This window comes from Altererythrobacter xiamenensis, assembly GCF_900177715.1.
GTDB classification, from domain to species: domain Bacteria; phylum Pseudomonadota; class Alphaproteobacteria; order Sphingomonadales; family Sphingomonadaceae; genus Erythrobacter; species Erythrobacter xiamenensis.
This window is the reverse complement of the sequence record NZ_FXWG01000002.1, coordinates 513516-525877: the sequence shown is the minus strand read 5'-3', so window position 1 is coordinate 525877 and position 12362 is coordinate 513516. Positions and strand designations below refer to the sequence as shown.

Annotated in this window: 11 protein-coding genes and 1 tRNA gene; 3 read left to right on the top strand and 9 right to left on the bottom strand. The window is 61.9% G+C overall.

The window, feature by feature from the left end; translation table 11 throughout:
- Nucleotides 1–126 precede the first annotated feature (126 nt).
- Both CCE89_RS07860 and CCE89_RS07855 read right to left on the bottom strand, forming a co-directional pair.
- The gene (locus tag CCE89_RS07860; RefSeq protein ID WP_086437486.1) at nucleotides 127–1329 is read right to left on the bottom strand and encodes a tyrosine-type recombinase/integrase; all 1203 of its coding nucleotides are present in this window, start codon (nucleotides 1327–1329) and stop codon (nucleotides 127–129) included.
- A 177-nt stretch (nucleotides 1330–1506) separates the two neighbouring features.
- Nucleotides 1507–1593, bottom strand: a tRNA-Leu gene (locus tag CCE89_RS07855).
- 198 nt (nucleotides 1594–1791) lie between these two features.
- Here CCE89_RS07855 and CCE89_RS07850 point away from each other — a divergent pair.
- Nucleotides 1792–2745: a complex I NDUFA9 subunit family protein gene (locus CCE89_RS07850; RefSeq protein ID WP_086437485.1), complete on the top strand. Its 954-nt coding sequence runs from the start codon at nucleotides 1792–1794 to the stop codon at nucleotides 2743–2745.
- On the opposite strand, the gene CCE89_RS07845 is transcribed toward CCE89_RS07850, so the two are convergent.
- Together CCE89_RS07845 and CCE89_RS07840 are read right to left on the bottom strand one after the other, a co-directional pair.
- On the bottom strand, nucleotides 2742–3233 hold the full coding sequence (locus tag CCE89_RS07845; RefSeq protein WP_086437484.1) for an NfeD family protein: 492 nt from the start codon (nucleotides 3231–3233) through the stop codon (nucleotides 2742–2744). The genes CCE89_RS07850 and CCE89_RS07845 overlap by 4 nt on opposite strands.
- A complete protein-coding gene (locus CCE89_RS07840; RefSeq protein WP_086437483.1) occupies nucleotides 3233–4222 on the bottom strand; it encodes an SPFH domain-containing protein in 990 nt (329 codons plus the stop codon). Before CCE89_RS07840 ends, CCE89_RS07845 begins: the two co-directional genes overlap by 1 nt.
- 164 nt (nucleotides 4223–4386) lie before the next feature.
- Between CCE89_RS07840 and CCE89_RS07835 the strand changes: the two genes are divergently transcribed.
- Together CCE89_RS07835 and CCE89_RS07830 are read left to right on the top strand one after the other, a co-directional pair.
- Complete coding sequence (locus CCE89_RS07835) at nucleotides 4387–6501, top strand: PQQ-dependent dehydrogenase, methanol/ethanol family (protein WP_086437482.1); 2115 nt, start codon at nucleotides 4387–4389, stop codon at nucleotides 6499–6501.
- 122 nt (nucleotides 6502–6623) lie between these two features.
- The gene (locus tag CCE89_RS07830; RefSeq protein WP_086437481.1) at nucleotides 6624–7022 is read left to right on the top strand and encodes a hypothetical protein; all 399 of its coding nucleotides are present in this window, start codon (nucleotides 6624–6626) and stop codon (nucleotides 7020–7022) included.
- 21 nt (nucleotides 7023–7043) lie between these two features.
- On the opposite strand, the gene CCE89_RS07825 is transcribed toward CCE89_RS07830, so the two are convergent.
- The 5 genes from CCE89_RS07825 to CCE89_RS07805 all read right to left on the bottom strand — a co-directional run bounded on the left by CCE89_RS07825 (nucleotide 7044) and on the right by CCE89_RS07805 (nucleotide 12354).
- Nucleotides 7044–7946 (bottom strand): dienelactone hydrolase family protein, encoded by a 903-nt coding sequence (locus CCE89_RS07825; protein ID WP_086437480.1) that lies wholly within the window; start codon nucleotides 7944–7946, stop codon nucleotides 7044–7046.
- Nucleotides 7947–8029: 83 nt separating this feature from the next.
- Entirely contained in the window at nucleotides 8030–9049 is a 1020-nt protein-coding gene (locus tag CCE89_RS07820; protein ID WP_086437479.1) for an NAD(P)H-dependent flavin oxidoreductase, read from the bottom strand.
- Nucleotides 9050–9118: 69 nt separating this feature from the next.
- A complete protein-coding gene (locus CCE89_RS07815; protein WP_086437478.1) occupies nucleotides 9119–10045 on the bottom strand; it encodes a GGDEF domain-containing protein in 927 nt (308 codons plus the stop codon).
- A 234-nt stretch (nucleotides 10046–10279) separates the two neighbouring features.
- Nucleotides 10280–10951, bottom strand: coding sequence for a helix-turn-helix domain-containing protein (locus CCE89_RS07810; protein WP_086437477.1), 672 nt, complete (start codon nucleotides 10949–10951; stop codon nucleotides 10280–10282).
- 122 nt (nucleotides 10952–11073) lie between these two features.
- Nucleotides 11074–12354, bottom strand: coding sequence for an aspartate kinase (locus CCE89_RS07805; RefSeq protein WP_086437476.1), 1281 nt, complete (start codon nucleotides 12352–12354; stop codon nucleotides 11074–11076).
- Nucleotides 12355–12362: the final 8 nt, after the last annotated feature.

Sequence of the window (12362 nt, the reverse complement as noted above, 5' to 3'; positions counted from 1 at the left end):
CCTTCTTTCTCCAGTTGCTACTGTTCAACCTCCGCCCGGATGCAGAATGTCAGCTTTCGGGTACCACGGACACGCCCCTCGAACGGCCGAAATGAGGGCGCAAAATTGCCCAATATCGCTTTGCCGTCAGCGGCTCGCTTCGCGTTGTCGAAGCTCATCAAGATAGTCGCTCCACCATTGCGCCATTTTCACGCGCTCATCCCAGTAGTTTCCGCGATTGTAGACACCGCGAATGGCGTTGCTGTCACCATGGGCGAGAGCACGTTCGATAGCGTCGGGATGCCAGAGCCCGCTTTCGTTGAGCATTGTTGAGGCCGTAGATCGCAGCCCGTGCGCCGTCACTTCGTCCTTGGTGAAACCCATGCGACGAAATGCCGCGTTGATCGTATTCTCGCTCATCGGGCGCTGTCGCGTATGGAACGCCGGGAAGATGTAGCCCTTGCCGCCGGTGATCGATCTCAGCTCTCGAAACAGTTCCAAAACCTGGCGTGAGAGCGGCACCACATGGGTCCGGCGCGCCTTCATCTTGCCTTCCGGAATTGTCCAGATGGCCTTGTCCCAGTCGATCTCGTTCCACTCGCCGTGGCGAAGCTCACCGGGGCGCACAAACACATGGGGTGCGATCTTCAACGCGAATTTCGTAGCCGGATAGCACTCAAAATCATCGATCGCGCGCAGTAGCCCGCCCAACTTCTCTGGTTCGAGGATCGCCGCGTAGTGCCGTGCCCTTGGCGTGACCAGTGCGCCCTGCAGGATCGATGTTGGATCGGTTTGGCACTGGCCAAGCGCGGCTCCATACCGGAACACGCGGCTTGCAAAGGATCGGCATTTCTTGGCGGTTTCGAGATTGCCTTTGGCTTCGAGTTTCTTGAGCGCCGCCAGCATCAACTGCGGATCGACGTCGTTGATTGGCATATTGCCGATTGCGGGCTTGAGCAGTTCGAGGAACCAGCGCGCCTTGCGCAGCGTGGCTTCCGCCCTGCCTTCGGGCACCATCTTCTCATCAATGTACTTGTTGGCGATGACCTCGAAGGTGTTCTCCGCACCTAGCTTAATCCTCGCCTTCTTGCGCTTACGCTCCAGCATCGGATCGATGCCATCGGAAACCTTGAGCCGAGCCCGGTCGCGAAGCTGACGCGCTTGCGACAAGCTGACCTCTGGAAATGCGCCGATAGGCAGCTTCTTTTCCTTCCCGCCGAAGCGGTACTTGAAATACCAGAGCTTGGAGCCGTTGGGCTTCACCAGAAGCAGCAACCCCCGCGAGTCGTATTTCTTGTACGACTTGTCGGCAGCCCGGAAGCCTTTGATTTCCTGCACGTTGAGGCTCATTTGGGGGCCTCACTTTCGTGCGATTTGGGGGCTTTTGAGCTGGAGCCCCCAGCCGAGGCCCCCAGAGACGTTGGAACAAAGCGGAACAAAACAAGACCTCGCTTTCTGCGCTAGAGGTCAAGAATGGCAGAATTCCGCCATTTCTGCAATGTTTTGGAACGTTCTGATGAGAACAAATGGTGCCCAGAAGAGGACTCGAACCTCCACGCCCTTGCGAGCGCCGCCACCTGAAGACGGTGCGTCTACCAATTCCGCCATCTGGGCACACAGGCGAGTCGGTCTTCCGATGCCGTCTCGCAGGTAGGAGCGCGCCGATAGCGAAGCGGCACGTCTGCTGTCAACGGCTCATTGCAACGCTTCGCACTCGTTTCTCTCAATTTACCAGGCGACGGAACAGTTGCGATCCTGCCCGCGTTGCGGCAATGCGCACCCGAAACGAACTCGCCTGGAAGATAACCGATCATGGCTCGCAAGCACCCTTTGAACGAAAAGCTGGTCACCGTGTTCGGTGGCAGCGGATTCCTTGGAAATTACGTCGCGCAAGCCTTGCTCGAGCGAGGAGCGCGCTTGCGGATCGCCAGCCGCAATCCCGAAAAGAGCTTCTCGTTGAAGCCGCTCGCCAACCTTGGCCAACTGCAATTTGCGCGCTGCGACATCACGAACGAGCGCAGCGTCGCGGCGGCGATTTCCGGTGCCGATGTAGTAGTTAACCTCGTCGGCAGCTTCGAAGGCAACCTGAAGAAGATCATGGGAGAGGCGGCCGGTACAATGGCACGGCTCGCGAGCGAAGAAGGGGCCGACGCTTTCGTGCAGGTCAGCGCGATCGGTGCCGATATCGAATCCGAAACAGGATATGCGAGTGCCAAGGCGCTGGGCGAAAATCTCGTGCGCGAGGCCTTTCCCAAGGCGACCATCATCCGGCCTTCGATCATTTTCGGCAAGGACGACAATTTCCTCAACATGTTCGCCCAGCTGATCCAGCTGTTCCCGGTGCTTCCGGTCTTCGGGCCCGATGCCAGGCTGCAGTGCGTTTTCGTCGACGATGTCGCCGAAGCGATTGCCCGGGCCGCGGCCGAGCCCGAAAGCCACGGCGGCAAAACCTATGAACTGGGCGGCCCCGAAACGCTGACGATGATGGACATCAACCGCCGCATTGCCGATGCGCAGGGACGCAAGCGCCGTTTCATCCCGATGCCAGACGCGGCCTCTTCAACCTTTGCCGCGCTACCGCTGACGCCGATGAGCACCGACCAGTGGTCGCTGCTGAAGCAGGGAAGTGTGGCTTCAGGCGATTATCCGGGCTTCGAAAAGTTCGGCATCGACCCCAAGCCACTCGGCCTGTTCCTGGACAAGTGGATGGTGCGCTATCGCAAGCATGGCCGCTTCGGCGCCAGCCCGCTGGGCGCAGCAAGCTAAGCGTCTTTCGGCGCGTCTTCGGGCTCTTCGTTCGAGCCCAGAAGATTAACCGGCTCGACCAGCAGGATCGCACCGTCGCTACCCGTGATGCGCACGCGGGTACCCGCATCCATATCCGGTCCGCGCGCCAACCACTCGCTATCGCCGTGCTTGACGCGCCCCGTGCCGCCATCGATCGCCACGGTCAGCATTCCCGTTTCGCCGACAAGGCGCGAGCCGCGCTGATTGAGCAGCGGGTCCGATGACACGATGGGCGAGTCCCGCAGGAAACGCTTTGCGCTGAAAGCCGCAATCAGCGACAGCGAAACGAAAATGATGACCTGCGAAGGCAGTCCGAGGTCCAGTCCGAACGTCAAGATCCCGGTCAGGATCGCGGCGATTGCGAGCCAGATCAGGTAGACGCCCGGGACCAGCATCTCGAGCGCGGCCAGGACAAGGCCGATGACGATCCAGACCCAATGCGGGTCGAAATTGTCGAATCCGTCCATCAGCTATCGCCCGACCGCGGGACACTGGCCCTCTGACGCGAAGGCGGGATCTGCTGGCCGGAGCGCGTGGTCACATCGCCTTGCTGCGGTGTCACCGCGTCGCGGACCAGTTCACCGATCCCGCCGAGCGAGCCGATCAGCTGGGTCGCCTCGACCGGGAACAGGATTGTCTTGGCATTGGGGCTCTCGGCGAACTTGCCGACAGCCTTGGTGTATTCCTGCGCTATGAAGTAGTTGATCGCCTGATTGCCCGATGCGGCTATCGCGTCGGAGACCATCTGCGTGGCGCGCGCCTCTGCTTCTGCGGCGCGTTCGCGTGCCTCGGCATCCCGAAAGGCAGACTCGCGCTTGCCCTCTGCCTCGAGAATGGCGCTCTGTTTTGAGCCTTCGGCGCGCAGGATCGCGCTGGTCTTGTCACCCTCCGCCTCGAGGATTTCGGCACGCTTCAAACGCTCCGCCTTCATCTGGCGCGCCATCGCTTCGGAAATGTCGAGCGGCGGGCGGATGTCCTTGATCTCGACGCGGGTAATCTTGACCCCCCAGGGCGAGGTCGCGTGGTCGACGACGGCGAGCAGGCGTGCGTTGATCTCGTCACGCTTCGACAGCGTCTCGTCGAGGTCCATCGACCCCATTACGGTGCGCAGGTTCGTGGTCGTGAGCGCCATGATCGCATTGTAAAGACTGGCGACCTCATACGCTGCCTTGCCCGCATCGAGGACCTGGAAGAAGACCACCGCATCCACGCCGACCATGGCGTTATCCTTGGTGATGATTTCCTGCCCGGGGATATCGAGCACCTGCTCCATCATGTTCACCTTCTGCCCGACACGGTCGATGAAGGGCATGATGAGGTGGAGGCCCGGATCGGCCGCCATGGTGAACTTGCCGAAACGTTCGATGGTGTAAACATAACCCTGCTTCACCACGCGCACCGCCATCAGCAGGAACACGACCAGCAGGAACAGCAGCGCAATCAGCACGAAACCCATCGAAGAAGTCTCCCCTATATATGGAGAGCACTGCTTACCGCGCCTGACCCCCAGCGCCAAGTGAAAGCGGAACGCTCACAAATCCAGCAATGGACTTGAGCACGTTCTCGCGGCAGATAAGGTTCGTGGAACCGCGGGAGAGGCGCGGTAGGGGAGAGAAGAATATGAAAAGGATCGGGTTCGTGCTGGCGGCAACGCTGGCTTTGGCCGCTTGTGGCAAGCAGGAAGACGCAGGCCCTGTTCTCGCCACAGAAGGCGTCACCGATGCCATGATCGCCGCCGGTAATGGCGAGGAATGGCTGACCTACGGCGGCGATTATGACGAGCGCCGCTTCTCACCGCTCGACCAGATCAATGCGGATAACGTGGGCGAGCTGGGTTTGGCTTGGTCTGCCGATCTCGACACGGCGCGCGGGCAGGAAGCGACCCCGCTGATGCATGACGGCACGCTCTACATCACAACCGCGTGGAGCATGGTGAAGGCCTACGACGCCCAGACCGGCCAGGTTAAATGGGAGTACGATCCCGAGGTGCCGCGCTCCAAACTGGTCGAAGTTTGCTGCGACGCAGTCAATCGCGGTGTCGCCCTCTATGGCGACAAGGTTTATGTCGCGACGCTCGACGGACGTCTGGTCGCGCTCGACCAGGAAACCGGCGACGTTGTCTGGGACAAGGTGACGATCCCCGAAGGCTCCAAGATGGCGATAACCGGCGCCCCGCGTATCGTGAAGGGCATGGTAGTCATCGGCTCTGCAGGCGCGGAATATTTCACGCGCGGCTATATTGCCGCCTTCGATGCGCAAACCGGTAACGAACGCTGGCGCTTCTACACCGTGCCGGGCAATCCGGCGGACGGTTTCGAGAACGAGGCGATGGAAAGAGCTGCCGAGACCTGGAGCGGCGAATGGTGGAAGCTGGGTGGCGGCGGCACCGTGTGGGATGCGATCACCTATGATCCCGCCACCGATCTCATCTATTTCGGCACGGCCAATGCTGAACCGTGGAACCCGGCCTACCGCAATACCGACGGCGCAGGCGACAGCCTCTATACCGCGTCGATCGTGGCGGTGAAGCCGGACACGGGCGAATATGTCTGGCATTTCCAGGAAACCCCCGAAGATCGCTGGGACTTCGATTCCAACCAGCAGATCACCGTCACCGACCTCAACATCGATGGCGAGATCCGCCACGTTGTGATGCACGCGCCGAAAAACGGCTTCTTCTACGTCCTCGACGCGGAGACCGGGGAGTTCATTTCGGGCAAGCCATTCGTCGACGGGATCAACTGGGCGAGCGGCCTCGATCCGGTCACCGGCAAGCCCTTCGTCAATCCGGAGGCCGAATACGAACGGACTGGCAAGCCATTCGTCGGCGTCCCGGGCGCTGTCGGCGCTCATAGCTGGTCGCCGATGAGCTACAGCCCGACCACGGGCCTCGTTTACATCCCGACCAACAACACGCCGCAATATTATGCCCATGATCCCGACTGGGAGCCGGGCGAAACCGGCTTCCAGCTCGGCATCGACGTCAGTGGCGGTGCCTTCCCTGCGGACAAGGCCGTTCGCGAAGAGATCAAGTCTACGCTGAACGGTGCGCTGGTCGCATTCGATCCGATCGCGGGTGAAGTGCGCTGGAAGGTTCCACAGTCGAGCCCAACCAACGGGGGCACGCTGGCAACGGCGGGCAACCTTGTCTTCCAGGGCACATCGACCGGCGCGTTCAAGGCATACACCGCCGACACCGGCGACGAGCTGTGGTCCTTCGCGACCCAGACCGGCGTGCTGGCTGCCCCGATGACCTATTCGATCGACGGGGAGCAATATATCGCCGTGCTGGCCGGCTGGGGCGGCGTGTGGGACGTGTCCGCAGGCGGCCTCGGTGGCGGGATCACGCCCAATGTCAGCCGTCTGCTGGTGTTCAAGCTTGGCGCAAAGGGCGAGTTGCCGCCGCTCAAGCCTACGCCTGCGCTGGTGCTTGATCCTCCGGCCCCGGCTGGCACTCCCGAACAAATCGCGCTCGGTGCCAAGTTCTACGCCAACAGCTGCAGCGTTTGCCACGGCGTTTCGGCGGTGGCCGGCGCGCTCAACCCGGACCTGCGTCACTCCTCCACTCTCGGCAAGCGGGACTTGTGGCAACAGGTCGTACATGACGGGCTGCTGGCGGAGAACGGCATGGTCGCCTGGAACGAGGAGTTCAGCCGCGAGGAGATCGAGGCGATCCGGCTCTACGTGCTGAACCGCGCCAATGAGGACAAGGCGCTGGAGGCTGGCGGCACCTGACCGCCAGCCCGCAGGTTTGCCGGCAACGACCAGTTGAGCGGCGCGAGACGATCGCGCCGTTCAGCCGGATTACATTTTCGCAGAGCTACCCCTTGGTCATCGAGGCAAGGGGGAGAACTGCAATGAAACTGATCGCGCTCGCCACCGCAGGAGCCATTGCGTGCATCCTCGCGCTTCCTTCACAGTTGCAAGCCCAGTCGCTCGGCAGCGGCGACTACGAGCAGTGTTCCGTATACGATCGCGACGGTAATTTCGCCGGCCATGACAGCGTGTGCCTCGAGCGGAAACGCGCGGCGCTGCGCCGCTTCGAACGCCAGCGGACCCGCGATTTGGCAAACAGCTTCAGCGGCTTCAACGGTGGATCCTACACCTGTCCGATGTTTGCAAACAACGGCAATGGATACCTCAGCACCTATTACACCAGCGGCCAGATCGCGCCGTATGGAACAGCGTTTGACAGCGCCGTAAACGGGCGGCCCTGCATTCCCAATCCGGTCTATATCACCAAGGGCGTGCGCTGAAGCTCGCCCCGGGAGCGCGCGCTATAGCGCCTCGCCGTATAGCTCCATAAGCGCCGACCAGGCTTTCTCCGCCGCAGCTTCGGCATAGGCCGGGCTATCGGGAACGGTCCAGCCGTGATCGCCTGCATAGACTTCGATTTTGGCCTTGAGGTCCGCTTCGGCAGCTGCCTCGCGAAGGATGCGCTTGTGGTCCGGCGCTTCGGCATCGTCGTCCTGCGCGATAGCGATCAGGAGCGCTGCTTCCATCTGGTCGAACAGGCGGTGCGGGCTCATCGGGTTGTCGTCACGCACGAGACCGCCGCCGTGGAAGCTCGCCGCGGCCTTGACCCGAGAGGGCACGGCCGCCGCAGTCCACATGGCGAAAGGTCCGCCCATGCAATAGCCCTGCGTCCCGATACCTTTCGTGCTGTCGATTTCCTTACGGCCGTCGAGATAGGCCACTGCCGCTGTCGCATCGCGCATGATCGCCTCGGCATCGAGCTTGCCGCGCATTTCGCGGGCACGGTCCCAACCGCCATTGCCTGCAAAATCCGCGAAATCCTCCCAGATCGGCGCCCTGGTATCGCGGTAATACTGGTTGACGACCAGCGTCGAATAGCCGCGACCCGCCAGGCGGCGAGCCATTGCTTTCTTGCTTTCGCGCAGGCCAGCGATGTCGGGCCAGAGGATGACGCCGGGACGCGGTGCTGCCGTCGAGAGCACAAGCCAGCCATCCATGGTTCCATCGGCAGTGGCGAAGGAGACGGCCTCTTCCGTCCACGCCGGGAAGCCTCCGGGCGATGCGGTTTGCGTGGTCTCGCCATTGCCGGGCTCCGCGCCCATCGGGGTGCAGGCTGCTAGCGTCGCGGCCCCCGCAACAGTGCCGAACTGGCGGCGGCTCAGGCCTTCCCTCGCCCAACGCTTCAGCTTTTCCTCATCGCACATCGCACATCTCCTCTTGCAGGACGGGGCCTGGATTTCACTGCGCGACGACGATGCCGGGCCGATCTGGCCCGATCGGCGCTGAACTAGCGCCGCGTCAGCGCATCTTCGCTTTCCGCCATCAATGTAGCGATTATCTCGGCGACCGGTTCCTCGGCCTTGACCATGCCAACCGACTGGCCAGCCATCAGTGACCCGCCTTCGACATCGCCGTCGATCACCGCGCGGCGCAGCGCGCCCGCCCAGTAATGTTCGATCTGGAGCTGCGCTTCGGCCATCGCAATTTCCTCGCGGTCAAGCGATCCCGCGACTTCGCGCTGCTTCGCGGTGAACTCTTCCGTGCCCTTGTTCTTGAGCGCGCGGACCGGGATCACCGGCAGGCGCGGGTCGACCTGGACGCTGGCGATGGCATCGCGGGCGCTGGCGCGGAAAAAGGCCTTCTTGAAGTCGGGATGGGCGATGCTTTCAGTCGCGCAAGCGAAGCGCGTGCCGAGCTGGACGCCCGCTGCGCCCATTTCCAGATAGCCGGCGATCGCCTGGCCTTTTCCGATGCCGCCCGCGACGAAGATGATATGGTCGGCGCTCAGTTCGGGGAGCATTTCCTGTGCGAGAACGCTGGTCGAAACGGGGCCGATATGCCCGCCTGCTTCCATGCCCTCGATCACGAGAGCGTCCGCGCCCGAGCGCAACAGCTTCTTCGCGAGCGCGAGCGTGGGAGCAAAACAGATGACCTTGGCGCCATTGCCGTTTTCGCCCTTGATCGCCTCGACGCTGCCCTTGGGCGGAATGCCGCCGGCCAGCACGATATGCCCGACATCGTGTTTGCGGCAGACCTCGATCAGTTCGAACAGCTGCGGGTGCATGGTGATGAGGTTCACGCCGAAAGGCTTGTCGGTCAGCTTTCTCGTCTCTGCGATTTCGGTGTCGAGCAATTCGGGCGTCATCGCTCCGCAGGCAATCACTCCGAAACCGCCGGCATTGGAAATGGCGGAGACGAGATTGCGCTCCGAGACCCAACTCATTGCTCCGCACATTATGGCGTAGTCGCAGCCGAGAAACTCTGTGCCGCGCTCCATCAGGCGGCTGGTCTTGGTGAAAGTGCTCATGGTTTGCGCGCTTAGGCGCGAAGGCGATTTCGGGCAAGCCGCTGGCGAATGGGCGCTACCCGCTGCGCTTCAGGCTATGCGACGGCGATCGATCAAGATCGGGACTTCGCCGCCCAGGTCCGCCCTGCCACCGCCACCAGCTTGGGCAAGCGTAAGGGAGAATTCCGCATCGCGCAGAATAGTGTCGTGGCATTCCTGAATAGCGGAGACGCCGGCGCTGGCCGTCACCGGAAGCTGCTCGCATCCGCTGTCCTTCGACAGCTCGCCAAAGGTCGTCACAGCCTCCTGAGCGATCTCCAGCGATGTAGCGGGATCGCAGTCCGGCAGGATCACGGCAAAGCGTTCGCCTTCCATGCGCGAGATGATTGCGTTTTCGCCCAGCACGGCCCTCAGGAACTGGGCGAAGGCCCACAGGACCTCGTCCGCTCTCGTCTGGCCGTAGCGCAGGTTTATGGCGCGAAACCGGTCGATACCGAACAGGATTATCGAACCTTCCGCTCCGCTATCGAGATAGGGTGACAACAGGGCATTGAAGGCCTGACGGTTGGCCAATCCTGTCAGCGGATCGGTCATGGACGCGGCGAGAAGTTCATCCTCGAGTGCGTGGCGCCGCTCGATCGCTCGCATGATGGCGATTGCCCCGTCCGTTTCTCCATCGGCCCCTGCGATGGGGCGCAGGGTCAGAGAAAACCAGCGCTCCGTAAAGGGCTCCTGCCCGCATTCGCGAGCGGGAAACTCGAACTGGCCGAAGGCGACCGCATCTCGCAGCGCTTCGTCACTATGCGCGCGCAGCTTCCGGGTATGACTGTCTTTTGCAAGATCGGCGATATGAGGCGCCACCAGATATTCGGACAGGCGGATATTGAGTTGTTCGAGCGATGGCGATGCTTCGACTATGAAGCCACGCCCATCGGTCTTCAGCAGTATGTCTCCCGACCCTTCGGCCAGAAGACCAAACAAAACTGTCCCGTCGTCAACGGAAAACCCCCTGATCATGCCGTTTGCCCCCCGGCTTTTGCGACCTGCCCCAGATGATCCGCAGCCCAGAAGGAGAAAGTATTTAACTAACACATCGTCAGTATTTCGGCCTTGAAAAACAAACCAGACCGCAATACTTATACTTCGCGTTAGTTAGGTAAACTTACCCAACTAAAAAACGAATCAACTCATGGACGTGTTTACCATAATCGCAATAACCGGTCCTGCATTTACGTATGAGCGCTTAAGTATTTATACCTCGATCATTATGCGGACCTTGTCTGGGGTGGTTCCGTAAGCCTCGGCAATGCGCTGTCTGCTCGACTCGATCAGATCGCCAATTCCCGGTGGTTCGCTGAAGGACGAAAGCTCCTTTTCCGCGACGCCGAGGGCTTCGGCGAGGGCGGGGATACGGTCGGCAACAGGCCGCGCCTTGCCCTTCTCCCAGGCCCAGACGGTCGGCTTGCTGACACCGAGCTGGTCGGCGACCTGAGCAAGCGTCATGCTCCGACCCTTGCGCAGCTTCTCGATCCGCTGGCCGAACAATTCGCCTGTCGCCTTGCGCTGCGATGCGGGGCGGCCGAGCTCGGGCGGCAGCGGGGCGGACGCCTTCAGTGCGATCGCGCTCAGCGCGGGATCGCTCAGGACATCGCGGAATGCACAACCGAAGAGGATACCGCTCGCCCAGACGATCCGGGCCGGCACGGGACCAGCCTCGAGAAGCTCGACTTCGATCACCTCGCCTTCGGCAAGGTCCAGCGTCGTCTCGATGAGCATGCCTGTCGCCGAGACATTGTGGATGACGACGTTGCTCGCTTCGCCCGAAGGCAGGCTACCGCTCGTCTCCAGCAGCAGGCGGCGACGTACGCCCTCGCGCTGCTCGATGGATTGCGTATTGTTATCCAGATGGCCCTTAACCGCCATGAAATGTGCTCCCGATTTCTTATCGGCAGCAGAGGCCCGGAAAGTTAAGGAAGAGTTAGGAGAGGGCTATAACGGGGTCGCTGTGCGACCGGCGTTGCGCGACTTTCGACGAACGGTTCGCCTCAGGCCGCTTCGTCACTCGCGTCGAGGCCATAGGCGGTGTGCAAAACGCGCACCGCGAGTTCGGTTTCGTCCTCGTCGATCATGACCGAAACCTTGATCTCCGACGTCGAGATTGCCTGGATGTTGATGCCGCGATCGGACAGCGCGCGGAACATGGTGCTGGCCACACCCGCATGGCTCTTCATGCCAACGCCCACGACGCTGATCTTGGCGATCTTGCTGTCGGTGATGATCCGGTTGAAGCCGATTTCACTGCGCTTGTCCTCGAGCAGCGCCTGAGCGCGCGCGAGGTCGGCCTGCGGCACGGTAAAGGTAACGTCGGTCTCGCCCTTGTCGCGGCCGACGTTCTGGATGATCATGTCGACATTGATCGAAGCGTCGGCAAGCGGCTCGAAGATATGCGCGACCGCGCCCGGTTCGTCGGGAACGCGGGTCAGGATGATCTTGGCCTCGTTCTTGTCGTGCGCAATGCCGGTTACGAGTTGGCGTTCCATATCGCCCTTCTCCACTAATGCGTTCATTTCCTCGTCCGACACGATCATCGTGCCGGGCAAATCGTCTGCAGGTACGGCGTCGTCGCCGATGAAGCTCGAAAGCACCTGCACCCGGACGTTCTCCTTCATCGCGAGGCCGACGGAACGGGTCTGAAGCACCTTCGCCCCGACCGAGGCGAGCTCGAGCATTTCCTCGTAGGTCACCGCCTTCAGCTTGCGCGCCTTGGCGACGATACGCGGGTCGGTCGTATAAACCCCGTCGACATCGGTATAGATGTCACAGCGGTCCGCCTTGATCGCGGCGGCCACTGCCACCGCCGAAGTATCCGATCCGCCGCGGCCCATCGTCGTGATGCGCCCTTCCTCGGATATGCCCTGGAAGCCCGGAATGACCGCAATCTCGCCGCGTTCGAGCGAGGCGATGAGTTCCGGCGCGTCGATCGTATCGACCCGAGCCTTGGCATGCGCCTCGACCGTCTTGACCGGCAGCTGCCAGCCGAGCCAGCTGCGCGCCTTGCAGCCCAGCGATTGCAGCGTCAGCGCCAGCAGGCCGGCGGTAACCTGCTCGCCGCTCGCGACGACCACGTCATATTCGGCCGGATCGTAAAGCGCGTTGGCCTCGCGGCAGAAGTTCACCAGCCGGTCCGTCTCGCCGGCCATGGCCGAAACCACGACCGCGACCTCGTGCCCGGCGGCCTGCTGCTTGCGCACGATATTCGCCACGCGACGAATGCGCTCGGTCCCCGCCATCGAGGTGCCGCCGAATTTCATCACGATACGTGCCAAGGCTGTTC